This is a genomic window from Pontibacter locisalis (genome assembly GCF_042684605.1).
Lineage (GTDB): Bacteria > Bacteroidota > Bacteroidia > Cytophagales > Hymenobacteraceae > Pontibacter > Pontibacter locisalis.
Genome location: NZ_JBHULU010000021.1, coordinates 780,466 through 805,750 on the forward strand (window position 1 = coordinate 780,466; position 25,285 = coordinate 805,750).

Annotated in this window: 26 protein-coding genes and 2 tRNA genes; 26 read left to right on the plus strand and 2 right to left on the minus strand. The window is 37.3% G+C overall.

The window, feature by feature from the left end:
* Positions 1 to 43 precede the first annotated feature (43 nt).
* The 20 genes from ACFSRY_RS17340 to ACFSRY_RS17435 all read left to right on the plus strand — a co-directional run bounded on the left by ACFSRY_RS17340 (position 44) and on the right by ACFSRY_RS17435 (position 20,245).
* On the plus strand, positions 44 to 1,138 hold the full coding sequence (locus ACFSRY_RS17340) for a glycosyltransferase family 2 protein (RefSeq protein ID WP_377510781.1): 1,095 nt from the start codon (positions 44 to 46) through the stop codon (positions 1,136 to 1,138).
* Positions 1,138 to 2,067: a glycosyltransferase family 2 protein gene (locus ACFSRY_RS17345; protein WP_377510784.1), complete on the plus strand. Its 930-nt coding sequence runs from the start codon at positions 1,138 to 1,140 to the stop codon at positions 2,065 to 2,067. Before ACFSRY_RS17340 ends, ACFSRY_RS17345 begins: the two co-directional genes overlap by 1 nt.
* A 16-nt stretch (positions 2,068 to 2,083) precedes the next feature.
* Entirely contained in the window at positions 2,084 to 3,319 is a 1,236-nt protein-coding gene (locus ACFSRY_RS17350) for a glycosyltransferase family 4 protein (RefSeq protein ID WP_377510787.1), read from the plus strand.
* 132 nt (positions 3,320 to 3,451) lie between these two features.
* On the plus strand, positions 3,452 to 4,204 hold the full coding sequence (locus ACFSRY_RS17355; RefSeq protein ID WP_377510791.1) for an O-methyltransferase: 753 nt from the start codon (positions 3,452 to 3,454) through the stop codon (positions 4,202 to 4,204).
* 108 nt (positions 4,205 to 4,312) lie between these two features.
* Positions 4,313 to 5,395, plus strand: a complete 1,083-nt coding sequence (locus ACFSRY_RS17360) for a glycosyltransferase family 61 protein (RefSeq protein WP_377510794.1) — start codon at positions 4,313 to 4,315, stop codon at positions 5,393 to 5,395.
* A 134-nt stretch (positions 5,396 to 5,529) separates the two neighbouring features.
* Positions 5,530 to 6,357, plus strand: coding sequence for a glycosyltransferase family 2 protein (locus tag ACFSRY_RS17365; protein WP_377510797.1), 828 nt, complete (start codon positions 5,530 to 5,532; stop codon positions 6,355 to 6,357).
* Between the two features lie 17 nt (positions 6,358 to 6,374).
* Entirely contained in the window at positions 6,375 to 7,352 is a 978-nt protein-coding gene (locus tag ACFSRY_RS17370) for a glycosyltransferase family 2 protein (protein ID WP_377510800.1), read from the plus strand.
* A complete protein-coding gene (locus ACFSRY_RS17375) occupies positions 7,349 to 8,563 on the plus strand; it encodes a hypothetical protein (protein WP_377510803.1) in 1,215 nt (404 codons plus the stop codon). The genes ACFSRY_RS17370 and ACFSRY_RS17375 overlap by 4 nt, the downstream gene beginning before the upstream one ends.
* Positions 8,564 to 8,565: 2 nt before the next feature.
* Positions 8,566 to 9,810, plus strand: coding sequence for a hypothetical protein (locus tag ACFSRY_RS17380; protein WP_377510806.1), 1,245 nt, complete (start codon positions 8,566 to 8,568; stop codon positions 9,808 to 9,810).
* Positions 9,811 to 9,831: 21 nt separating this feature from the next.
* Positions 9,832 to 10,653 (plus strand): hypothetical protein, encoded by an 822-nt coding sequence (locus ACFSRY_RS17385; RefSeq protein ID WP_377510809.1) that lies wholly within the window; start codon positions 9,832 to 9,834, stop codon positions 10,651 to 10,653.
* Positions 10,640 to 11,410 carry an FkbM family methyltransferase gene (locus ACFSRY_RS17390; RefSeq protein WP_377510813.1) on the plus strand — a complete coding sequence of 257 codons (771 nt, stop codon included), beginning with the start codon at positions 10,640 to 10,642 and terminating at the stop codon, positions 11,408 to 11,410. The genes ACFSRY_RS17385 and ACFSRY_RS17390 overlap by 14 nt, the downstream gene beginning before the upstream one ends.
* The gene (locus ACFSRY_RS17395) at positions 11,404 to 12,204 is read left to right on the plus strand and encodes a hypothetical protein (RefSeq protein ID WP_377510816.1); all 801 of its coding nucleotides are present in this window, start codon (positions 11,404 to 11,406) and stop codon (positions 12,202 to 12,204) included. The genes ACFSRY_RS17390 and ACFSRY_RS17395 overlap by 7 nt, the downstream gene beginning before the upstream one ends.
* A 13-nt stretch (positions 12,205 to 12,217) precedes the next feature.
* Entirely contained in the window at positions 12,218 to 13,378 is a 1,161-nt protein-coding gene (locus ACFSRY_RS17400; protein WP_377510819.1) for a glycosyltransferase family 4 protein, read from the plus strand.
* Positions 13,379 to 13,392: 14 nt separating this feature from the next.
* On the plus strand, positions 13,393 to 14,775 hold the full coding sequence (locus ACFSRY_RS17405) for a hypothetical protein (protein ID WP_377510822.1): 1,383 nt from the start codon (positions 13,393 to 13,395) through the stop codon (positions 14,773 to 14,775).
* Positions 14,772 to 15,779: a glycosyltransferase family 4 protein gene (locus tag ACFSRY_RS17410; protein WP_377510825.1), complete on the plus strand. Its 1,008-nt coding sequence runs from the start codon at positions 14,772 to 14,774 to the stop codon at positions 15,777 to 15,779. Before ACFSRY_RS17405 ends, ACFSRY_RS17410 begins: the two co-directional genes overlap by 4 nt.
* Positions 15,776 to 16,933, plus strand: coding sequence for a glycosyltransferase family 4 protein (locus ACFSRY_RS17415; protein WP_377510828.1), 1,158 nt, complete (start codon positions 15,776 to 15,778; stop codon positions 16,931 to 16,933). The genes ACFSRY_RS17410 and ACFSRY_RS17415 overlap by 4 nt, the downstream gene beginning before the upstream one ends.
* A 20-nt stretch (positions 16,934 to 16,953) precedes the next feature.
* Entirely contained in the window at positions 16,954 to 17,523 is a 570-nt protein-coding gene (locus ACFSRY_RS17420) for a WcaF family extracellular polysaccharide biosynthesis acetyltransferase (RefSeq protein WP_377510831.1), read from the plus strand.
* 9 nt (positions 17,524 to 17,532) lie between these two features.
* Positions 17,533 to 18,282 carry a glycosyltransferase family 2 protein gene (locus ACFSRY_RS17425; RefSeq protein ID WP_377510834.1) on the plus strand — a complete coding sequence of 250 codons (750 nt, stop codon included), beginning with the start codon at positions 17,533 to 17,535 and terminating at the stop codon, positions 18,280 to 18,282.
* Positions 18,283 to 18,383: 101 nt separating this feature from the next.
* Complete coding sequence (locus ACFSRY_RS17430) at positions 18,384 to 19,400, plus strand: exostosin domain-containing protein (RefSeq protein WP_377510837.1); 1,017 nt, start codon at positions 18,384 to 18,386, stop codon at positions 19,398 to 19,400.
* 77 nt (positions 19,401 to 19,477) lie between these two features.
* Positions 19,478 to 20,245 carry an FkbM family methyltransferase gene (locus tag ACFSRY_RS17435; RefSeq protein ID WP_377510840.1) on the plus strand — a complete coding sequence of 256 codons (768 nt, stop codon included), beginning with the start codon at positions 19,478 to 19,480 and terminating at the stop codon, positions 20,243 to 20,245.
* 135 nt (positions 20,246 to 20,380) lie between these two features.
* On the opposite strand, the gene ACFSRY_RS17440 is transcribed toward ACFSRY_RS17435, so the two are convergent.
* Together ACFSRY_RS17440 and ACFSRY_RS17445 are read right to left on the minus strand one after the other, a co-directional pair.
* Positions 20,381 to 20,454 (minus strand) — tRNA-Asp (locus ACFSRY_RS17440).
* Between the two features lie 55 nt (positions 20,455 to 20,509).
* A tRNA-Asp gene (locus ACFSRY_RS17445) sits at positions 20,510 to 20,583 on the minus strand.
* A 222-nt stretch (positions 20,584 to 20,805) separates the two neighbouring features.
* On the opposite strand from ACFSRY_RS17445, the gene ACFSRY_RS17450 reads away from it, so the two are divergent.
* The 6 genes from ACFSRY_RS17450 to ACFSRY_RS17475 all read left to right on the plus strand — a co-directional run bounded on the left by ACFSRY_RS17450 (position 20,806) and on the right by ACFSRY_RS17475 (position 25,256).
* The gene (locus ACFSRY_RS17450; RefSeq protein WP_377510843.1) at positions 20,806 to 21,756 is read left to right on the plus strand and encodes an acetyl-CoA carboxylase carboxyltransferase subunit alpha; all 951 of its coding nucleotides are present in this window, start codon (positions 20,806 to 20,808) and stop codon (positions 21,754 to 21,756) included.
* A gap of 154 nt (positions 21,757 to 21,910) precedes the next feature.
* A complete protein-coding gene (locus ACFSRY_RS17455) occupies positions 21,911 to 22,753 on the plus strand; it encodes an MBL fold metallo-hydrolase (RefSeq protein WP_377510846.1) in 843 nt (280 codons plus the stop codon).
* Between the two features lies 1 nt (position 22,754).
* Positions 22,755 to 23,513 (plus strand): patatin-like phospholipase family protein, encoded by a 759-nt coding sequence (locus ACFSRY_RS17460; RefSeq protein WP_377510849.1) that lies wholly within the window; start codon positions 22,755 to 22,757, stop codon positions 23,511 to 23,513.
* A 129-nt stretch (positions 23,514 to 23,642) separates the two neighbouring features.
* Positions 23,643 to 24,275 carry an autotransporter outer membrane beta-barrel domain-containing protein gene (locus tag ACFSRY_RS17465; RefSeq protein WP_377510852.1) on the plus strand — a complete coding sequence of 211 codons (633 nt, stop codon included), beginning with the start codon at positions 23,643 to 23,645 and terminating at the stop codon, positions 24,273 to 24,275.
* An 81-nt stretch (positions 24,276 to 24,356) separates the two neighbouring features.
* A complete protein-coding gene (locus ACFSRY_RS17470) occupies positions 24,357 to 24,908 on the plus strand; it encodes a 1-acyl-sn-glycerol-3-phosphate acyltransferase (protein WP_377510855.1) in 552 nt (183 codons plus the stop codon).
* A gap of 9 nt (positions 24,909 to 24,917) precedes the next feature.
* Positions 24,918 to 25,256: an MmcQ/YjbR family DNA-binding protein gene (locus ACFSRY_RS17475; RefSeq protein ID WP_377510858.1), complete on the plus strand. Its 339-nt coding sequence runs from the start codon at positions 24,918 to 24,920 to the stop codon at positions 25,254 to 25,256.
* Positions 25,257 to 25,285: the final 29 nt, after the last annotated feature.

The following is a 25,285-nucleotide window of genomic DNA, read 5'->3' on the forward strand; positions in this document are numbered from 1 at the left end:
TTACATAGTAGAGAATTACATAATTAAAGATTTAATTCTTTTGATGAGTTTTATTGTGAATGAGCTTAATTTAGAGAAAAAAATACTACCTAAACCAGAAGAAGATAGAACTGGATGGCCTTGGGATATTAGTACTAGTTTATCCCGTTGCGATAAGAACGTTTGTTGGCCAAAAATCTCCATTGTCACCCCCTCTTTTAACCAAGGTAAATTCATTGAGGAAACAATAAGATCTGTGGTAGCACAGAACTATCCTAACCTAGAATATATTATTATTGATGGTGGCAGTACAGACGAAACAGTAGATATTATAAAGAAATACGAACCTTGGATATCTTATTGGATAAGTGAACCAGATAATGGACAAAGCCATGCGATTAATAAAGGCTTAGATAGATGCACAGGTGATATTTTCAATTGGCTTAACAGTGATGACTGGTATATGTCTAATTCTTTATTTGAAGTAGCAACCCAATTTATAAATAACCCCTCTGTTAAGGTTGTTTCAGGTTTCGAGAACCATCTGTTTGAAGATGGTACAACTGAGTTATGTAAGGGTACTTTCTTAGAAGATACGCTCGAAGCAACTATAGAGTGGTGCCAGATAGCACAACCATCCACATTCTTTAGGATGAACATCTTAAAAGAAATCGCCCCTATACCAGAAGATATGCATTATATCATGGATGGTGAAATCTGGGTAAGGTTCCTTCTAATGTACGGTCAAAAGTACTTTTTAAAGATTTCTCAACCATTGGTAAACTTCAGGCTGCATGAAGGGTCTAAAACGGTTAGTAATGCAGTAGAGAACAACTTTTTGTATGAAAGAAGCAGCATTATTACAGATTTGCAACGTTTTGTTGGCTTACCCACTGAAGTTATAAATTTTTGGTCTCACCATGTCTACAAAACTCCCAAACTTTTAAATCTGAACAGGAAATGGGAGGTAAATGAAAATATTATTTCTAAACGAAAGCTTCGGATCTATTTCTTAAGGAAGTATGTAAACCATCATTTTCACCATCGAAACATAGAAAAAGCAAAGTGGGGTACCAAACAATTGTTACTTAATATTGCTTTCGATTATTTCATGTTCAAGAGTCTTATTAAAATAGGAATAAGAGCAATATCCGAATAATGAAAAGTACTCCCCTGGTTTCTGTAATTATACCTTGTTATAATGTTTCGGATTACGTAGAGAAAGCTGTATCGTCAATTCTAAGTCAAACCTATACAAACCTGGAAATACTTATAGTAGATGATGCCTCTACAGATGATACTTTGTTGAAGGTTAAGTCATTTAAGGATAAAAGAATCAAAATACTAGAATTTCAGGATAATACTAAAAAGATAGAAGCCGTTAATGCGGCTTTAAAGTTATCTACAGGTGATCTTATCTCTTTTCAGGATGCAGACGATTGGTCTGAACCTGAAAGAATAGCGAAACAAGTATCTAGGTTTGCTGGTGTTGAGGATCTCGGAATTTGTTTTACAAAGTATAGATATACTGGTGCAAAGCCATCAGAGCCTGCTAGCATTTCCGTTACGGACGAAGAATTAAAAGACGAATTTTTGAAATTTGGTAATCGAAGCTTTACTCACCTTGCACCAACAATGTGTGCAACAATGATGATTACCAAAGCAGCTCTGAATGACACATGTGGCTATCACCCTTATTTTACCGGAAGAGTTGCTGAAGATATTCACTGGGTGTATCGAATCTTAAAGAGATATAAAGGGTCTGCAGTGGAAGAGACTTTATATAATATCAGAGTGAGAGAGGGTTCATTAACAAGTTTGCAGTTTACCGGAAAGAATGTTAAGGCAGCTTATTCATGGCAATTACTTTCAAAGGTTATCTATTATGATATACAGAAGGGAATCGATGTACTAGACCCTATTCAATTCGATTTTATGAAACGTGTTGAGCTAGAGGCCTGTGAAGAAGCTCTTACGAAAAGTATTTTACAGATAAATAAGCTAAAATTATCCTATGAAAGCAGTACCCGATATAAAATTGGTAAACTGTTGCTAAGCCCATTTCTTTACCTAAAGTCGCTCAGGTAAATCAATTCAATTTCAGATGGCAACAATTCTAACCATTATTCCATACTCATTTTACCCCCCGGTAAATGGTGGCGCGCTACGCTGTTTCTACCTTCTCAGGGAGATGTCCAGGTATCATACCATATATGTGCTCACTACTCAGAAATCCGAAGATTTTAAACTACATGCGGAGCCCGAGTTTCCTGAAAATATTCAAGTTGTTAGTACTCATGGTGTTAAAAAATACCGTTCTATTTTCAATGTATTGCCAGCCAGAGTTGCCGATGCCTTGAACTTCAGGTATATTGTAAGATCTGTGTCTGCTACAGCCAATGAAACGCTGTTAAGTTCTTACTCTACTCTGCAGAAACTACTTCATGAACAAAGGTTCGATATTATTTTTTATGAAAGCCTAAACGCTCTGGGGCTCTTCAGGGATATTATCAGGCGGAACGTTCCTGCTGTTTTCCATCTATACGATGCCCATAATGTTGATTCTCTGTTATGGCTGCAGCAGGCTGAAGCACAAAAAAGTAAAAAGCTGGAATCATATGCAAAAGGTGCTCTCTCTCTTGAAAAAATGCTTTATAAGAAAGTAGATGCTTTTTTTTGTTGCAGTGAAGAAGATCTTATTAAACTAACATCCCTGAATGGGAATAGAATACAGGGTATTGTTATTCCAAATGGAGTAGACATTGCTAAAAATTCTTTTGATGAGCGGAGTGATAAACATCTAAGTAAGCAGCTCATATTTTGTGGAAGTCTAGATTATTTGCCCAACAGAGAAGGTCTGCTTTGGTTTTATATAAATGTGTTTCCTCTGGTGAAAAGCAAAGTTCCTGGTGTTAGCTTAACTGTAATAGGAAGTAATTCTCAACCAGATGCCTATGAACAACTAATGGAAGACACCGCAGTTAATTTTGTGGGGCGAGTAGAGCATGTTGTGTCTTTTTACCATCAGTCTTCTATCTCTATTGCACCTTTACTAAGCGGGAGCGGTACACGTCTAAAAATACTAGAAGCCATGAGCTTAGGGAATCCAGTGGTCTCTACTACAGTAGGAGCGGAGGGTATATTATATAAGGAAGGGGAGCATCTATTGATAGCAGATATCCCAGAGCAATTTGCTGAACATATTGCTAATTTATTAAGCAACAGTATAAAATTTAATACGATTCGAACTCAAGCTTATAAATTGGTGAAAACTACTTATAACTGGAAGAAAATAGGGAAATATGCTAATTATAATATTAGTAAATTAACCAGCTTATAAAATCCATACTTTAATGGTGTTTAGTAGCCCTATCTTTCTATTCCTTTTCTTGCCTTTAGTACTGAGTTTAATCTATCATTACTTCAATTAATATAAAAATATTTGTCTCTTTCATTTAAACAATAGTGCTTTATGCTTTTAACTCTAAGAGAAGCTTATAATCAATTTAAAATAGAATCACCATCAGGTGAGTATATTCCGCTTCATTCCCATACTTCTAAGGAGCAAGGACTGTTTCTTCAGAATATACTTGAGGAGATCAGGCCCCAGAGGTCACTAGAAGTAGGATTAGCATATGGAATATCTACATTATTCATATTAGAGAAACATAGAGAGTTTGAGAATAAGACAAAGTCGCATATAGTTATTGAGCCATTTTCATGGGGAGGTGTAGCTGAACATAATATTGAGAAGGAAGGTCTCGCTGAATATGTAGAGATAAGGTATCAGAGATCAGATGAAGTTTTGCCTAGGTTATATTTCGATAATATTAGAATTCAATTTGCATATATAGATACTACAAAAGTTTTTGACACTGTCTTACAAGATTTTTACTTCATTGATAAGATCCTTGATGTTGGAGGTGTTGTAGTTTTAGATGATTGTAATGGAAAGTGGCCAGGTGTACAAAGAGTTGCCAGGTTTATTAATGTTCTTCCACATTATAAACTGATGGCTGCTCACAATAAAAGTAATCTTACTCTCAAGAAAAAGCTTGCTAATTTAGCAATCTCTAAATTTATTAAGCTTATACCTTTTAAAGATAAGATCCACCCTACTTCGGATTTTGAGAGTGACATAGATTTAGGACTTGATTATAATTGTCTTGTATTTCAAAAAGTATCTGACGATGAAAGGAAGTGGGATTGGGATAAACCATTTTGATCTAGTATAAGAATATAGATCGTGCTATAGTTTAGTAAGTTAGATGCATTTGTAAAATGACCTTCCTAAATTAAGATAATTTTTAAGTTATTAAAACTTTAACTATTGATGGCAACAACTAAACTTAAGAATCAATTAAGATACAGCGCTATTAAATCATTAAAAGCATTACGTTTGCCCTCGCTTCGTTATTACCCATCAAAAGAAATTAGTCTTAAAGAATATCTCAAGAAGGGAAGGTTATCCAAAATTAGAGACTTAGGCGAAGATAAATTCATTCTTACTTTACCAAATGGCAGAGTATGGAGTAGCAACGGTACTATCATTACAGAAGATAATACTTTTATCAAGGAAATAAACAGAAACTCAAATGATGGTAGTAAAAATATAATCTTCTACCAAAAGTCTATAATTAAGCCAGTAAAAATAGATGGTTGTGCAGTTGTTGTTGCAGTACCATGGGGTAGTGTTTATTATCATTGGATGGTGGATGTCCTTCCTCGGTTAGAATTAGTTAAAGAGGCAGGTTTATTTGAGAATATAGATCACTTAGTTATTAATGAAGTACAAAAAGATTTTCAACTAGTAGTACTAAATAAGATTGGTATTCCCTTGAGTAAAACCATACAGGTAAAAGATATATGGAATACACATTATCAGTTTGATCAGCTTATTGTGCCATCCTTTGTGTCTGAGCCTAATCGCTCTGATTTGCTAACTATTTTGTCAATAGAAAAGCATTTTCCTTCTTTAGAAACGAATTCCAGAATTGAAGATTTACCCAAGAAGATTTACTTAGGACGGACAAAGGCTAATAATAGAAAGCTACTTAATGAATCGGATATTTTACCATTTCTAATGATGCATGGTTTTGAAGAAATATTTCCTGAAAACCATACAGTGAGTGAGCAGGCAGAGATCTTTAGAAATGCCCAAATTATAGTCGGAGTGCATGGGAGTGCCTTAACAAATATAGTTTTTTGTAAACCTGATACAACAGTTTTTGATATTGCAGCCCCGGAATGGATAAATAACTGTTTTCAAGACATCTGTGAGCTAAAAAAGCTGCATTATATAAGAATTATTGGAGACAAGTTTTTGAGAACAAAAGACATAGATAAAGGTGCAGATATACACCTTAGTAAAGCCAAAGTTATTTTCCTGCAGGAATCGATATTACAGCTTCTATAAAGCCATTGAGTTTAGTAGCAGTAACAGATTAGCTCCATTTTCTAATTAGGTCTGCTTTTGTTCTTAAAACTGAATTGATTAGCAAGATCACAATTTAAAAGTCTATGCATGAAAGGCCATTAATAAGCGTGTTGATGACGGCTTTTAACCGGGAGAAATATATTGGTGAGGCAATCAAAAGTGTATTAGCTTCTAACTATGTAAATTGGGAGCTTATTATTACTGACGATTGTTCAACAGATGCTACTTTTAAAATTGCACAGAGTTATGAACAACAGGATAAGAGAATCAAGGTCTATAAAAATGAAGCTAACTTAGGTGATTATCCCAATAGAAACAGAGCTGCAAGTTATGCTAAGGGAGAATATTTAATGAACGTAGATTCAGATGATCTGCTACATAAGGGTACAATGGATAAATGCTTAAATCTTTTCAGAAAGTATCCACTTGCTTCTTTTGGAATATACTGTCCGAATTATTCATCAGATCATTTATTAAGCCCAGTACAGGCTATATCCAAGCATTTTTTTGAAAAGCCGCTCTTACTTATTGGTCCAGGAGGTACAATCATAAAAAATAAATTTTTTAAGCAATTGGGAGGATTTCCTACCAAGTATGGCCCGGCAAATGATGGCTATTATAATTTAAATGCGGCATCTCAAACTCATACAGTATTAATCCCTTTTGAACTGGTTTATTATAGGAGACATGAAGGCCAGGAGATTAACAACAAATACGCTTATTTGTATAATAATTACCTTTACTTGAATGATGCTTTAAGAAACATAGAGTTGCATCTTAAGGCTTCCGAAAAAAGGTTTATTATTAAAAAAAATAAGCGCCGTTTCCTGACGAATATTGTTAATTTCTATTTAGAAACGAAAGACTGGAGTAGAACAACTGCAGCATTAAAAACAGCAAAGTTTAATATCAGAGATCTGTTGGCAGCAATATTCCACTAATTTTTATTTAACTGTTTATGCAGCAACCACTGGTATCCGTTATAATTCCTATTTATAATAGCCTGCCTTTTATAGCTCCGGCTGTTGCTGCTTTGCAGGAGCAGACCTACCCTAATATGGAAATTATTATTGTTGATGATGGCTCTGTAGATGGAAGTTTTGAAATAGCAAAGCGCTTTGAGTCTGATACCTTAATAGTAGTAAGGCAGGTAAACAGTGGTGCTGCCATTGCACGTAATAACGGGTTAAAACACGCGTCTGGAGAGTATGTGCAATTTCTGGATGTAGACGACTATTTATCTAAAGACAAAATTGAAAAGCAAGTTAAGGCATTAGAGGGGCATGCCGACAAGGTAGCCGTATGCGACTATATTGAATTTTTTGAAGAGAGTGAGTTACAGGCACCTAAAATTATCGATCATTCTGCTTTTATACACTCATCCGATTCACCAGCAGATTTTCTTATAAACCTGTATGGTGGAAATGGAAGCGCAAACTTTATACAAACCAATTCATGGTTAACTCCACGCCACCTGATCGATAAAGCAGGAGGCTGGAGGGAATTCAGGTGCCCTGATGACGATGGCGAATTCTTTGCCCGCGTAATATTGGCTAGTAAAGGTATCGTACATGTACCCGGTATATTCAATTATTACCGAAGATCTGTGAGTGAGTCACGCTTAAGTAACAATTCGAATAGAAAGTATCTACAGAATTCGTTGCTTGCCATTGATCTTAAATATCAATACCTGCTGCAGCATAAGAATAGCATTGCACTACAAAAGGCAATGGCCACTCAGTATCTCCGGTTTGCTGTAGCTGTTTTTCCTAAGCATAAACAGCTTTCAGAGCTTGCTTATAAGAAGTATAAATTACTTTATACACCTGCTATTGTCCCTAAGTTAGGTGGCAAGATAGTGGAAGCAATAAAGTATACGCTTGGCTGGAAAGCAGCCCGGTTCATCAGGTATTATTTGCGGGAAAAGAATATATGAAAAGGATACTTTTTCTTACATCTAATAGTCTAGCAACAAATCCGCGTTTGGTAAAAGAGCTCGCGCTGGCTGTTAAGCAGTTTGAATGTACGGTAATCTCTTTTAAATTTTACAACTGGAGTGATGCACTGGATGATGAAATAAAGACATTCTTTCCTAATGTAGCATTCAGGGAGCTATCTGCTGGTAGAAAACCACTGATTCCCTGGCTTTGTAGTTCGATTGCGGTGAGACTGTCGCAGATTTTATACCCGCTTTTCAGGAACAATCTCTTATTAAATTCTTTTGCGCATTCTAAAAGAAGCTTCTTGTTATGGACTGCTTTAATGAGGCATACCAAAAAATACGATCTGGTGATAGCTCATAACCTGGCATCACTTTATCCGGCTTTTAGTTTTGCAATGGGAAATAATATTCCTTTTGCTTTTGATCTGGAAGATTATCATCCGGGTGAATCGATAGGATCAAATCCTGAAAATGAGATCTCAAGAAGAAAATACTTAATGGCAAAGCTTCTTCCTGAAACATTGTATGTCAGTTATGCTAGTCCTCTAATTGGAGATGCTTTTCTGAGTCTTTTTACCGATAACTTTAAGAAAAGACATTTTTTGGTTAATAATTCCTTTCTTTCAAAAGATTTCAATATCACACTGGAGCCTGCTTCAGAAAAGCTGTCTTTTGTTTGGTTTTCGCAGCACATTTCATTTGGAAGAGGACTGGAGCTAGTGGTCCCCATACTTTATCAATATCGTGACCAATTGAGTCTGACACTGATTGGCAACCTGAATAAGAATTTTTATCAAAGCTTCTTGAAAGAGTACGATGAAGTAATATCTTTTACTGCATCCATGGCTCAAAAGGAGCTGCATATTGCTTTAACAGCTTTTGATATTGGGCTGGCCATTGAGCTAAGTGCTGTCGATCTGAACAGGGAGCTTTGCCTTACAAATAAGATTTTTGCCTATTGTCAGGCAGGGTTATATATTCTTGCAACAGATACCAACGCACAGCAACTGTTTATGAATCAGTATCAAAATGTAGGTGAAGTAGTAAAACAATCTGCAGAAGAATTCGAAACTTCAATTCAATCAGTTTTAGCCAAGGCTGATGAGATTAAACGAGGTCGAGAGAGCCGCTCTACCACCTCTAAACAGCTGGCATGGGAACATGAATCTGAGAAGTTATTAAACGCTTGGAGTCTTTTGTTGTAAACATGAAAAACCTGCTTATCATATACCCCCACTGGCCACCTTCTAACTTAGCAGGTGTACACAGGCCCAGGCTGATCGCTAATTTTACAAAAGAGTTCGGCTGGAAGTCAAATGTGCTCACTGTATCTTCTGAATATTATGAAGAAGCACCAGACCTAGACTTGAACCGGACAGTTTCTTTTGATGTTGAAGTTTTTTATTCAAAAGCCTTAAAAGTTGGAAAGCCACGGATAATTGGAGACATTGGTATAAGGGCAATGCCATTTCTATACAAGGCAGCCCTTAAAATTATTCCGGAGCAGAAGATAGATTTTATCTGGATTCCTATTCCTTCTTTTTATACAGCTTTATTAGGCCGGCTGTTGCACGAAAAAACTGCTGTACCTTATGGTATTGACTACATTGATCCTTGGATTCGGGATATCAGTAACAGACCAGGATTACGGTCAAAGTTAAGCTTACTTGCCGCTAAATGGCTGGAACCAATAGCTGTGAAGAATGCTTCTTTAATTTCGGGCGTCTCAGAAGCTTATTATAAGCCTGTACTCACAAGAAATTTTAAAAGGAAAAGTATTGCTCACGTTGGTATGCCGTATGGTTTCGATCCCGCAGATCATGCAGTAGAGATCAGAGATCTTAAGCTTCCGTGGGATGATATAGAGGGTTGTAAGCCACTGGTATATGCTGGTGCTTTTTTACCAAATGCTCATTTGTTTGTTACTGCACTTTTCAAAGTTATATCAGTAATGGTAGCCCATGGGGAATGGGATATGAATAAGCACTTGTACTTCTTGGGGACAGGGTACTATACTGGTACTACAATTGCAGATTATGCGGATCAGTATGAAATAAAAAACATTGTACATGAAACAAGGGAACGTTTTCCTTACCTGCATGTGCTGAATTTCCTGTCAAGTGCTTTTGCTGTAATGTCCATTGGCAGCACAGAAAGGCATTATACGGCTTCTAAAATATTTCAGTCATTACTAAGCAGAAGACCAGTATTTAGTATATTTCATAAAGAAAGTAGTGCTGTTACTATACTTAAGGAATGTAATGCTACTGATTACCTTATAGAATATGATCCTGATATTAGTAACGAAGCACTTGAAATACAGCTTTCAGATAAATTGGACCTGTTGATCAACAATGAACAACACTGGCAACCAAATCTTTATAACTTAGACAAATACTCTGGCAGAGCATCTGCTTATGAGCTGATAAGTTGTCTTAATAAAATTATATAGAAGACTTTTACTATTTAGCATATGCATATAGCAGCCCATATAACATTTTTTTTTGTTGAAGACCGCATTAGCTACTTGAAGGAAGTTGTTCATAACCTGCAGATGTTACCGCATGATAAAACTATATTTATTTATTCAAATGGCAAGGTAAATAAATTTATTCAGGATGAGAACATCATTTTTTTAAATTATAATTATAAAAAGCGAGCCTTCTTCATGTTAGAAGGGTTGCATAATGAATATCTTAAAAAAATTGGCTTAGTTAGCTTAGTTCATCCTTTTTATCTGGCATGGGAAAGCCGAACTCATGTTCTGAAAAATATTGAAAACTTTGATGTACAGCTATACCTGGAAGATGATATAGGATTTGATGTAAATTCATTGAATTATTGGTTAGAGCATAAAGATATTTGTCTAAAACATGGGTATAATCTGGGGTTTTTAAGGATTGAAACTACAGGAAACGGGGAAGCTTTCATTACCGATCTTACAGGCTATCCCGGCAGAATATTAAAACTCGATGGAAAGCCTTACTTAATAAATGATGTCAATCCTTATTGTGGGTTCTGGATTTATGATAAAAAAGAATTGAGGACTTTTGTTAAAAGTAACGAATGGAAATTTAGATTTGATTACTATGGAATTCGGGAAAAGGCAGCGATTGGCTGGCATGGTATAAACATGAGTAGGTATAAGGGTACCATTATACCAATTATTAAAAATGATTCAGGCCATTATGAGACAGATGCTAGATGTGCCGTCCGGCACTTAGCAAATAATTATATTGGCCGCTATGCGTTTTGTAAAATAAAATTTCCAATTAACCTGAATGAGATTGAATAATAATTTTATTAGAAAGCCCCTGATCTTAAGTAGGTATATAAGTAGGCTTGGATTTTCATTTACTTTCAGCTATCTCTTTCAGCGTTTTATTCTAAAAAAAGAAATATTATCATTAAATCTACAGAATTTGGAACATAAGGTGTTCTTAAGAAATAACCATTCAGATTTCCAAGTATTCAGTCAGATTTTCATTGACAAAGAATATCAGACTGATTCATCCATAGAACCTAATATCATCATTGATTGTGGTGCAAATATAGGATTAGCTACCCTCTTTTTTATGAGGTATTTTCCGTATAGTCACTATATCGTAATAGAGCCTGAAATGGGTAACTTTAATATGCTTACACAAAATTTAAGTAAATACCCTAATGTTACACTGATAAACAAAGCTGTCTGGAACAAGAAAGGGCATATTGTAATAAAAGATAATGGATGGGGAAATGCAGGGTTTACAGTACAAGAAACTAGAAGTTCTGAAGTAGACAGTATAGAAACTATCTCTATTAATGATATCATAAAAGATTATAACCTTAAGCAGATAGACATACTTAAGTTAGATATAGAAGGTAGTGAAGAACAGATATTTTTGGAAACTTATGATCAGTGGCAATCAAAGGTCGATTTGATATTTGTAGAGATTCATGAGAATTTAAAACCAGGCTTGATAAACAAAATCATAAAAATTACTTCGGATAATTTCTATGTAAGCACAAGTGGAGAATTCCATATTTTTAGAAGAAAAGAAAAATGTTAGCTTTTGTAGTACCTATAAAACCTAAAATTAACTCAAACGACTGGGAAAAGGATAATCAACTTCTATCTAGAACGTTAAAGTCTATATGTAATCAAACTGATAATAATTTTATAGCATATGTAATTTATCATGAAAAGCCTGTTGTGGAATTTGAACATCCCAATATAAGGTATATATTTTTCCCATTTGAATATACTTTAAGTGAAGATATAGAAGATTTGGAAGATTATGCTCTAAAGTACTATGGAAGGCAATATGCGGAGTATATGTTTGATAAAAGCAAGAAGATTACATATGGTTGTAAGAATGCAATTGATGACGGTTGTAAGTATATAATGGCAATAGACAGTGACGATCTAATATCTAATAAGATTGCTGAATTTATTAATTCATCTGATACTAAATGCCCTGGTTGGGTTGTTGAAAGAGGCTATATTTATCTAGAAGGGTCAAACTTTTTGATAAAATCGAATAATTTACATGGAATAAATGGAAGTACACACATTATAAAAAGTGATCTTGTTCCTGTTCCTGATTTACAAGTCAATAAGCTTAAGCATTTTAATTTTTTCGAAGCTCATGGATATCTAAGGCAAAGGATCATAGACCTATATAATTTGCATTTACAGGTGTTGCCTTTTTATGGTACTGTGTACACTATCCATAAAAATAATACGTCTGCTATTTCGGATATAATCAATAGGTTTCAGCTTAAGACCTATTTAAAATATATACTTAAAGGAAAATTAGTGGATAAGGCTGTAAGGGAGCAATTCAATTTATATAAATTATAATATCACTTATAACTTGAAGCAGGAAAGAATAGCTATTATTTCAACTCATCCCATCCAATACAATGCCCCATTATTTAATTTGTTGGCATCACAACCTATACTAGATGTAAAGGTTTTTTATACTTTAGGTACTTCATATGCTGATTTGAAAGACAGAGGTTTTGGGAAAAAAATTGAATGGGATGTTCCGCTGCTGGATGGATATAACTATAAGTTTTTGAAAAATTCTTCTATTAAGCCTGGTACTGCTCATTTTAATGGAGTAATCAATCCAGATATTATAGATGAAATTGATGCTTTCACTCCAACAGCTATTCTGGTATACGGTTGGAGTTTTAGCAGTCACTTAAAAGTTCTGCGTTACTATAAAGGAAAAGTACCTGTTTTCTTCAGGGGAGATTCTACCTTGTTTAAAGATAAAACAGGGATTAGAAAGTTTTTTAGAAAATTGTTTCTAACCTGGGTCTATAGCTTTGTAGATAAGGCTTTTTACGTAGGAACAAATAATAAACAGTATTACCTTAGATATGGGGTAAAAGAGAAAGAATTGATTTTCGCACCTCACGCCATTGACAATGAAAGGTTTAGTAAAGATATACTGTTCATGTCCGAATCTAAATCGATAAGAAGAAATTTAGGAATCAAGGAATCTGATATTGTTTTTGCTTTTATTGGTAAGTTTGAAACTGTTAAAAACCCACTTTTGCTGTTAGACGCTTTCCGGAAGTTAAAAGAAGATAACCTGTGTTTATTATTTGTGGGCAATGGACCTTTAGAGGAAGAACTGAAATCAGGAGCAACCGGGATATCAAATATTTACTTTCTACCTTTCCAAAACCAAAAAATCATTCCTGCTATTTATAGAGTTGCTGATGTCTTTGTGTTGCCATCTTTAAGTGAGACCTGGGGATTAGCAGTAAACGAAGCCATGGCTTGTGGACTTCCTGTAGTAGTGAGTGATAATGTAGGTTGTGCGGTTGACCTAGTGCAGGAAGGAAAGAATGGTTATATCTTTAAATCAGGTAATGTGCTAAGTTTAACCGGTAAGCTAGAAAAGTGTATAGACAAGCCAAAATCTGAACTAAAACAAATGGGTATTGTCTCTAGAAGTATAGTAAATAGGTGGACTTATGAGAAAACCTGCAATGCTATACTAGAAACTTTAGTGGAATAGGCTTAATCATTTTTATGGATGTGATAGAGGTAAATTCGCGAGAACCAAACAAAGCTGTGTTTCAGCTTTATTCTTTGCTCTTTTTGGCTATCATATTATTTGCTTTTTCGTCACTGTCGTACCTAGCAATTTTAGGTGTTTTGTTCTCATTATATATCCTTAATGAGCTGATCTATGGCTTTGGGAAGGGTTTCCCCGTAAACTTAGTGATCTCTTTTTTAGCTTGCCTGCAATGGATCATAGGGCCTGTATTAAGCTACTACACTGGAATTAACCACCCATTTTATGGTATGCAGGTGCCTGAGGATTATTACTTCTCATTTATTATCCCTGGTGTGATTCTTTACCATTTTGGGTTGTCGCTTCCTGTTCTAGGGGTTAAACAAATTCCAAAACTCGTAATTGAGTCTATGAGAGAAGATGCGTTAGCTAAAGTAAAAGGAGCTTACTATTTAATCGGTTTAGGTTTTGTGGCTGGTTTCGCAGCAGCTTTTTCTCCTCCATCTCTTATTTTCTTTTTGTATTTACTTTCACAAGTTAAGTTTATAGGTTGTTTTTATCTTTATGTTAGTAATTCAGCAAGTAATAAAGTACTTTATTTAGTATTCGCTACACTTGTATTGAATGCTTTGGCTTCAGCAATGTTTCATGATCTGCTTTTATGGAGTTTGTTCTTCTTGTTTGTCTTTAGTATCAAGCATCACATAAGCCTTAAAACGAAATTTTTAGGACTGTTTGCTGGGTTATTCTTACTACTGTTACTACAGTCTGTAAAGTATCAGTACCGAAATATTGCTTGGTCAAATGCTTCTCTGGGTACTTTCGCTCAATCTGAAGTATTTTTTGGGATGGTGTTTAATAAGTTAATGTCTCCGAACGAATTATTTGATGCTAAGGCAAATGAAACATCAATAACGAGGCTAAATCAAGGGTGGATCATTTCCAGAGTTATGAACTATATTCCTTATGTTGAGCAATTTGCAGATGGAGAAACTGTTGAAGGTGCTTTTAGTGCGGCGTTGCTACCACGCTTCCTGTCAGAGAATAAAGCGATGGCTGGTGGTCGGGCCATGATGGAGCGGTTTACTGGGATCATCTTACAGGAAGGAACCAGTATGAATATCAGTCTGATAGGAGAAGGTTATGGGAATTATGGAAGAGATGGTGGAATAATTTTCATGTTCCTGATCGGGATCGTGTTTAGCCTTATACTTAGGCAATTGTTTATTAAGAGTCAGGAAAATCCTACCATCCTGTTCTGGATTCCTTTTCTGTTTCTGCAAGTAGTAAAAGCAGAGACAGATCTTACTACTACTCTAAATTACCTGGTGAAGGCTAGCATTGTGATGATCCTTGTTTTCTATGGTTTTAGAAAATTTTTAAAGATAGAGTTGTGAGCGAAATAATAGTATCTTTTTTTTTTCGAAAACCAGGTGCTTCCTTTCATAGCATTGAGACTTTGTTTGATACCATCATAAGCAATTTACCTTCTGCCAAAGCCAATAAATTTTTTCTGCCTTACAAATCAGCTAGCCCATTAAAACTACTTCAAAACAGCTTTTATGCAGGCGCCAAGCAAGCACAGGTGAATCACATCACAGGAGATGTTAACTACCTTGGCTTGTTTCTAAATAAAAAGAGAACCATTCTAACAATTCATGACATTGAATCCTTAAAAAGTAGAAGTAGATTTAAAAATGTTCTGCTTAGGCTTTTCTGGTTACATTTTCCCGTCGGAAGGCTTCAGTATATCACTGTAGTTTCAGAACACAGCAAGAAGCAGTTGTTATCGGTAACGAAGGTCTCAGCTGATAAAGTAGTAGTTATACCTAATTGTGTTCCTTTCTCTGATAAAGATTTCCTGCCAAAGGAAACTATAAATAAAGAGTGTCCGGTTCTACTTCAAATTGGTACAAAGAGTAATAAGAATCTAGAGAATTTAGTCAAAGCGATAAAGGGACTTAGCTGTAGATTGATCATACTAGGAGGCTTATCAGATGCTCAGGTTTCATTAATGAAAAGTAGTGGTATCGTCTTTAAAAATTATGTCTCTATTCCTTATGAAGAGGTTGTTGAGCTATACTACAAAGCAGACATTGTAACTTTCATTTCCTTTTTCGAAGGATTTGGCTTGCCTATTTTGGAAGCAAATGCCTTGGGAAGACCTGTTATTACCAGTAATGTTGCTTCTATGCCCGAGGTGGCGGGAGATGGAGCTATATTAGTTGATCCACACAGCCCTAAGAACATCAAGGATGCTATACTTAAGTTAGTTGGCGATGATGACTTCAGGAATAGCCTAGTACAAGCCGGCTATAGGAATGTACAGCGTTTCAAACCAGAAGTGATTGCAGCTAAATACGAGGAATTATATAAGCGGATATTAAAAGAGTGCGTGTGAAGGTAAAACCCACCATATTGATCTTTATTGACTGGTATCTGCCTGGATATAAAGCAGGTGGACCAATACAGTCCTGTGCCAATCTGGTGGAGCACCTGAAGGAGGAGGCAAACTTTTACATCGTAACCCGGAACACAGACTATTGCTCTGATAAGCCTTATTCTTCTGTTACTTCTGATGAATGGAATGAGCAGAATGGTGCACAAGTTTATTACATTTCCCGATATCAGCTGAATATCCAGACTCTGAGGAGGCTTCTTAAAGGTGTTGATCCGGATACGATATATATCAATGGAGTCTATTCACTTTTCTTTTCAATTCTTCCTGTTCTGTTGGCAAAGAAACTAAACAATAAACATGTTGTAATTGCCGCAAGGGGTATGTTTGCCGGAAGCGCTATCAATGTAAAGGGGCTGAAGAAGAAAATGTTCTTCGGATTGGCGAAAATTACTAATTTGTATAAAGGTGTTACCTTCCATGCTACTAATTCAGCTGAGGAAGGTGATATCAAAGCTGTATTGGGACATGTTACGCCCGTTCATGTAGCTCCGAACCTCTCAGAGGTTCTTGTTGATACTCCTGCCCTGCCTGAAAAGAGGCTAAAAGCAAGGGGGGAAGTTAAGTTAGTTAGTATAGCCAGAATTTCACCTGAGAAAAATACTAAATATGCCTTAGAGGTGCTAAGGGAGTATAAGGGGCAGGAAAAAGTAAAGCTGGACCTTTTCGGTCCGGTTTATAATAAAGAGTATTGGGAGGAGTGTTGTGCAGTTATAGAGGAGATGCCAGCAAACGTTTCTGTAGATTATAAGGGGAGTTTAGAAAAGGAGAAAGTGCACCAGGTTCTTCAGCAAAATCATGCGCTATTTATGCCTACAAAGGGTGAAAATTTTGGACACATCATCCTGGAAAGTTTAACTGCAGGATGCCCTGTGATCATTAGTGACCAGACTCCCTGGAAGAAACTGGAGGCAGCAGGGGTAGGATATGATCTGTCTCTAAAAAACAAGGATGGTTTTAAAGACGCCATTCAGTTTCTTGCAGGACTAGATCAGGAGAGATATGACAATCTTTCAGATAAGGCTGTAGCCTACGCACAGACTTATATTCAGAATAGTTCTAACGTTGAGGCAAATAAAGCGCTCTTTAATCTTTAGCATAATTAATAACTAGGCCATTGGAAATTCAACAATCAGAAAAGCGCGTCCAGTTGGATACTTATAATAATTCGTGGTATAAACCTGGGGCAAGTATTGTAAAGCGTTCTCTGTGGCTTATAGCTAATGCCTTGTTCTTTATAAATCCGCTGAATCCTTCTTCTGCCTTGAAGATATCTTTGCTTCGTTTATTTGGAGCCAGAATAGGTAGGGGGGTAAATATAAAGCCAACTGTAAGTATCAAATGCCCTTGGTATTTAAGCATAGGCAATAATGTGTGGATAGGAGAGCAGGTGTGGATTGATAATCTTACTACTGTTTCCATTGAGGATAATGTAACCATCTCACAGGGTGCTATGCTACTAACAGGGAGCCACGACTATACAAGAGTTGGCTTTGACTTGAAGGTTGGAAAAATAAAGGTTGAAAGTGGTGCTTGGATTGGCGCAAAGGCAATTGTCTGCCCCGGCGTTAGTTGTGGTTCGCATAGTGTTCTGGCAGTTTCCTCCGTAGCAACAAAGCACCTGGAGCCTTACACCATTTACCAGGGAAACCCGGCTGAGCCTAAACGCCAGAGAAGAATTGAATAGTTTTTCCCCATGAAGATCTCCATCATTACCATTGTCTTTAACAGGTGCGACACCATTGCAGAGACCATTGAGTCTGTGGTTGGTCAAACGTATCCTGACATTGAATATATTGTGGTGGATGGGCTTTCTACAGATGGTACAGTGGAGATTGTGCAAAGTTATGGTGCACGTATAGCAAAATTTGTGTCTGAGAAGGACGATGGCCTTTATGATGCGATCAATAAAGGAATTAGCCTGGCAACCGGTGAAGTAATCGGACTTCTACATTCTGATGATATTTTCTTTTCGAAAGATTCAGTAGCAATGATTGCGCGTACATTCTTAGATCAGAACACAGATAGTGTATACGCAGATCTGCTGTATGTTCAGAAAGAGAATACTAATAAAACAGTTCGCTACTGGATATCCGGCCTATATAACCGGAAGCGATTTCTGCGCGGCTGGATGCCTCCCCATCCAACTTTTTATGTGAGGAAGAGTCTCTTTGATAAACATGGGGTTTACAACACAGACTTTAAAAGTGCTGCCGATTACGAACTTATGCTGCGTTTCCTGTATAAGCACAAGGTGTCTACAGCCTATCTGCCTGTTAAGCTTGTGAAAATGCGTGTGGGGGGAAAGAGCAATATCTCCTTACAGAACCGAATAAGAGCAAACCGGGAAGATCACCATTCCTGGGTTGTTAATGATTTAGTTCCTAAGTTTTATACGCGGTATTTTAAGCCATTAAGAAAGTTGGTTCAGTACTTAAAGAAATGATTGAGGGGCTATATTTTATATCATATGTCATTATTATGGGTAAAGAATGGATACATTGGCTATATTCATCCTTTTAGATTTAAATAGTACAAAACTATTATATGCAGAGGGTATTTGTAACAAATTGTGATAGTTCTCCAGGCGGTGGTGCAGCGCAAATGAGAAAAATGCTAGAACTGTATGAATTATCAGATAAAACACATCAACTAGTAGATGATCCCGATACTGCAGATTTTATACTTATATGTGATTCGGAATTTGATGATTATGCTTTTAAGATTAGAAACAATAGGCTTGTTAGAAAGTATCCAAACAAGTGCTTTATCCTTTCTAACTTTGATAAACCCTTTTATTATGCCCGGGGAATTTTAACTAGTGCAGAAAAGTCGGGAAATAGGTATGAAAGATTTAGATCTACTTCCTATTCTGCTTATTATGACCCTTACCACAACCCATATATCCATCAGCACCAATCAGGAAAGGACAAAGGAGAAAAAAAATACCTCTTTAGCTTTGCAGGTAGAAATTCTCACCCAATTAGAGAGGCAATATTCAAACAAAATTTTTCACGAAAAGATATATTAATTAAAGATACCACTAAAGTATTTGATTTATGGAGTGGCAAAACAGGAAATAGCATACAGGATTCGTACTATAGGCAGTTACTTAGTTCAAAGTTTGCTCTCTGCCCTAGAGGCAATGGACCAAATTCTATTAGGCTTTTCGAGGCTATGAAGCTAGGGATAGCTCCAATTATAATTTCTGATAACTTTATTCTCCCCCGTGGCCCACACTGGGAAGATTTTGCTATTTTTATAAAAGAAGAGAACATTGAAGACTTAGAGGAGATTGTAGCAAAGTATGAAGGTAAATACCATGAGATGGGAGAACTAGCAAGAGAGAACTTTGAAAATTTCTTTTCTGATAAAATGTATTTTAACTATGTTATTGAAAACATTAAAGATATTGCAGAAAAACAGATTATTCCAGAAGTTTTGTTTCACTACTATACTGATTTTTTAATTTTCTCATGTAAGTGTAAGCAATTTGTAGTAAGAATCAAAAACAGGCTAAAGCGCCTACTTAAAAGCAGTGAGGTTGGTTCAACACATCCATAACCTATTGATGTGCTGTTTTAGTCCATTCAGAAGATGATTTAGATTTCCAAGTATTACAGATCATGAGCAAATAGTAAATGAAAACAATAGTAAAGAAGATATTACCTCATAATAGTTTTGTATTAAGTTTTTATAGAAAACTCTACTGGAGATATGTTAGCTATAAAAGAGGACATCCTGTTGCTTGGAACTTTGACATTTTGAAAACCTACGCGCGCATTAAAAATCACGTAAATTTTTTACAAATTGGATCTAACAATGGAATATCAGGGGATCCTATTTGCGATTTAATTAAAGAAAGAGGTTGGCAGGGAGTTCTAGTTGAGCCAGTCCCATTTCTTTATGAGGAGTTGAAGCATAATTATAGAGAATTTCATGATCAACTATCATTTGAAAACAGTGCCATAGCTCATGTAAATGGTAGACAAAAATTTTATAGAATAAAAGAAGTGCCTGGGCTCCCTCAGTGGTATAGTCAATTAGGTTCTTTCAATAAGGATGTTATTGTTGGTCATAAAAGTTATATTCCAGATTTTGATAATTTGTTTATTGAGGATTATGTTAATACAATCACCTTTAATGATCTTTTAGCAAAGTATAGTATTAAATCCTTAAATTTAATTCATATCGATACAGAGGGCTTTGATTATGAAATTGCCCAGATGATTCCCTTTTCGTCTTTAGATGTTGATCTGGTAATGTTCGAGCATAAGCACTTATCAAGTTCTGACTATGCGGGAATCACGAAGCTTCTAAGGGATAAAGGATATAAGGTAGGTAAGAATGATAGTGTAGATACAATTGCTGTCAAAAAGAAGATTCTTAGAGCCCTACAACTTACTTAAAGACCAATTAAAAGAACTCAAAAAATAAGAATATATTGAGTGTAAAAGATAAAGACAACAATATAGGATTAACTACAGGTATTTATTGAAGTTTCCAAAAACAAAAAAGCCTGAAGATTTCTCTTCAGGCTTTTGCGGTCCGGACGGGACTCGAACCCGCGACCTCCGCCGTGACAGGGCGGCATTCTAACCAACTGAACTACCGGACCAATACTTTTCTAAACCAGAGCCTTTAGCTCTTTTGCGTTTCCGCAGCCTTAGCTGCGGTCTGGACGGGACTCGAACCCGCGACCTCCGCCGTGACAGGGCGGCATTCTAACCAACTGAACTACCAGACCGTTTGTCTTTTCCTTAACTTTGTCCGTTAAAGTGATGCAAATGTATAGCCTTAATTTTGATTGTGCAAGTGTTCTGTAGCTTTTTAGGAGTATATTTTCAGTTATATATCGTAAAAGCTTCATTTACAACCGCATTATTTTACCACTTGATTATAAATTTCAGCTTTCTCTATTAGTAATAAGCTAAACTGTTAAATTTGTAGCTGAAAACATCGAAGGAATATGCTTTTAGATTTCGAACAACCGATTGCTGCCTTAGAAAACAAGCTGCAGGAAATGAAAAAACTGGCCAGCGAAAGCCAGGTAGACGTTTCAGAAGCGGTTAAGGCACTAGAAGAGAAAATCAAGAATCTCAAGAAGGAGACATACGCCAATCTTACAAGATGGCAGCGCGTACAGCTTTCTCGTCACCCGGACCGTCCTTATACCTTAGACTATATTCATGGAATAGCATCTAAGTTTGTGGAGCTGCACGGTGACCGTACCGTGAGCGACGATAAAGCAATGGTAGGTGGCTTCGGTGAAATAGAAGGCCGCAGCGTCATGTTCATTGGTCAGCAAAAGGGTAGGAATACGAAGCAGCGACAGTTGCGTAATTTCGGTATGGCAAATCCCGAAGGCTACCGTAAGGCACTTCGCCTGATGAAGATGGCTGAGAAGTTTGGTAAACCAATCGTTACCTTCATTGATACCCCGGGTGCATTCCCCGGACTGGAGGCGGAAGAGCGTGGCCAGGGAGAAGCCATTGCCCGTAACCTGAAGGAGATGTTCATGCTGAAGGTACCGGTTATCTGTATTATCATAGGAGAGGGAGCGTCTGGCGGTGCGCTGGGCATAGCAATTGGAGATAAGGTGATGATGTTGGAAAATACCTGGTATTCTGTTATCTCTCCGGAGTCTTGCTCTTCTATTTTGTGGAGAAGCTGGAACTATAAAGAGCAGGCGGCTGAGGCACTGAAGCTTACTGCAACAGACATGCTGCAGCACAAGTTGATCGACGGAATCATAAAAGAGCCACTTGGTGGGGCTCATACAGAGCCTGCCAAAATGATGCGCATGTTGAAGAAGGAAATCCTAAACCTTCTGGATGAGTTGGAGGCAGTAGATTCCGAAGAACGCATCATGCAACGCATAGAGAAGTTCTCTAATATGGGCGTGGTGCTGGAAAGCTAAGAAGCTGTTGGAATCAGAGATCCAAAATTTAATATAATGGTAAAGTGGCAGCGGGTATATAATACTTGGCTGCCATTTTTTGTTTTAGTACATTTAAAGTATAAACTACTATACAGCACCTAATCTTCAAATCCCTATAAAACAAATAAAATCTATGAAGCTACACGTGATCGATACCGGGTTTTTTAAACTTGATGGAGGAGCCATGTTTGGCGTAGTGCCTAAAACACTATGGCAACGAACGAATCCTGCTGATGAGAATAACCTTTGCACCTGGGCGATGCGCTGTATGTTAATTGAGGATGGAGACAGGCTGATCCTGATCGACAATGGGATAGGAGATAAGCAGGATGCTAAGTTCTTCAGCCATTATTACCTTCACGGGAATGCCAATCTTACCTCCTCACTACATAAAGCGGGCTTCACCCATGAAGATGTGACTGATGTTTTTCTCACACACCTGCACTTTGACCATTGCGGAGGTGGAGTTAAGTACAAAGGCAGTGATGGTAAGCTGGAGCTTGCTTTTCCAAATGCCACTTACTGGTCTAATGCGGATCATTGGGAATGGGCAACAAAACCAAATGCACGTGAGAAAGCATCTTTTCTGAAAGAGAACATTATCCCGATGCAGGAAAGTGGCCACCTGAAATTTGTAGACCCTAGCCAGCCTTCACCGTTCTCACAGTTTGATATATTTTATGCAGACGGCCATACTGATAAAATGATGGTACCGATCATCCCTTATAAAGGAAAAAAAGTCGCTTTTATGGCTGATCTGCTTCCTTCTACGGGACACATTCCGCTTCCTTATGTGATGGGGTATGACACAAGGCCATTGTTAACCCTGGAGGAGAAGTCTGTTTTCTTAAATAAGGCAGCCGACGAGGAACTGGTTCTTTTCTTCGAACATGACCCGGTAAACCAGTGCTGCACCGTTCAGCACACAGATAAAGGAGTGAGGTTGGATAAAACGTTTGCCTTAAACGAACTATAATATGAAAGTAGGGCTGGCCCTGTCTGGTGGGGGAGCGAGAGGGATAGCTCATTTAGGAGTACTAAAGGCACTGGATGAACTGGGAATCAAAATAAGTATGATTTCCGGTGTAAGCTCCGGAGCGATAGCTGGTGTGTTGTATGCGGCTGGATATACGCCTGATCAGATACTGGTGTTGATAAAGGAGTTAAGTGTTTTTAAAATTGTACGTCCTGTTTTTGGTAAAGCTGGCCTCCTGCACCTTGATGAAGTTGAAAAGCTGTATGTGAAGCACCTGGGAGCGGGTGTTAAATTTGAGGATCTGAAGATACCTGTAGTTATTAGTGCTACGGAAATGAATGAAGGAGTAACAGCTTACTTCTCTTCAGGAGAACTTATCAAGCCTTTGCTCGCTTCTTCTGCTGTTCCTATCCTATACCACTCCATAGAGTACCAGGGTAAGCTTTTAAATGATGGTGGCTTGCTCAATAACTTACCAGTAGATCCCCTGCACACTAACTGTGATGTAAAACTGGCAGTGCATGTGAACCCTATCAATCACCAGGCCCACGTAACTACGCTTAGAGGTATGATTGAGCGAACGGTGCTTTTAGCTATTAATAACAATGTAAAGCTTCGGATGCATTTGTGCGACCTCCTCATTGAACCCCAGGAATTGAAATATTACAGGCTGACAAATTTTAGAAAAGCGGATGAAATTTTTGATATTGGTTACAGATATACCTTACAAATGGAGAAACATATCCGACAATTAATATAAATTTGGTAACCGGTTAGCCTCTTATAGTAAGCTTACTACAATTTATAGAAGCCTTCTGAGTTATATATAGAAAAAAAGAATATTTATTATTAAAGTTGCTTAAATTGTGAAGCCCAAATTATTTAATTTATGAAAAGACTTTTACTCCTCCTTTTCTTGATGTTACCAATGCTGTCGATGGCACAGGAAAACATGAGTCACCTGATCCGAGCCAAAGTGAAGCAAGGCTCTTTTTTGTTGGGAGGCACAATCAATGCAACAGCTTACCAGGTTACAGATGAACTTTCAGTTCCTGACAAAACACTGGAAGGCATGAAAATCAATGCAGCAATCAGCACCAAGAATGGCTACTTTATATGGCATGACTTTGTAGCCGGACTTGATATGACTTTGAGTCATGAGAGTATAGATGTTACGCTTCCGGATGTGAAACAAAAGCCAGACAGGCAAACCTTTATGCTTTTGGGTCCTTTTGCAAGATATTATCTGGATAATGGCATTTTCGGAGAACTGACGATTCAGGGCGGTCTTCATAACTTTACCAAGGGCGGTCATAAATACGATCTTTATCAGGGTAGCCTGGGCATTGGCTATGCGCACTTCATTAATGAGAAATTTTCTATAGAGCCAGTCATATCGTTTAGGTATTTCCAGAGAACGGAAGATGACAGGAGCTACATCACGATGGGACCTGTCTTGGGTGTAGGCATCCAGGCGTACATCATCCGAAGAAAGGCGCACGTGATCAAGAACGCTCTATAAGCTGAAACCTAGGTTAAGTTTTTATAATTAATTTAGCAGCTATGCGGGAAGGCTCTCGCATAGCTTTTTACTTATTATTAAATGTTAGCAAAATCACTTTCTAAGTTCTTTTTCAAACTTGCAGGCTGGAAACTAAATGGAAATTTAAGCCCCGACCAGCGCCGCTCTGTTATGGTGGCAGCTCCACATACCAGTAACTGGGACTTTATTTATGCGCGTGCAGCTTTCTACTTAATGGATGCCCCAATTCGCTTTACTATAAAGAAAGAATTCATGCGTTTTCCTTTTGGCGGATTATTGCGATCCATGGGTGCCATACCTATAGATCGTTCCAGGAACACCAAAATGGTAGATGCTATGATCAATATTTTTGAAGAGACACCGGGAGATATATGTGTGATGGTAACTCCGGAGGGAACCCGTAAATACCAGCCACGGTGGAGGAGAGGCTTCTACTATGTCGCGCTTGGCGCGGGCGTGCCTATTGTTTTAGGCTACCTGGACTATGCAAAGAAAGAAGCGGGTATCGGACCATCCATCATTCCTACTGGTGATGTAGAGGCAGACATGGAAAAGATCATGGCCTTTTACCGCACCAAAACTGCAAAGTACCCGGAGCAGGGTGTAAGATAAGTTAATACCATGAACATAGAGAAGCTTCGTGAACTATGCCTAAGTTTACCGGGTGCAACTGAAGACATTAAGTGGGGTGCGGATCTGTGCTTTTTAGTGGGTGGTAAAATGTTTTGCGCCACAAGCATAGAGCCTCCGCATCATGTATCTTTTAAGGTGTTAGAGGAAAATTTCGGAGAGATGATAAATTCTTCTGAAATAATTCCGGCTCCGTACCTGGCAAGGTATAAATGGGTTCAGGTGAAGCAGTGGAACAGCATAAAAGATGAAGAGTGGGAGTTTTATGTTAAGCAGTCATATGAACTCGTGAAAGCTAAACTGTCTAAGCAAGTACTAAAGAATCTCTAAAAGAGCAAGCAAAAGAAAAGGAAGGCGTA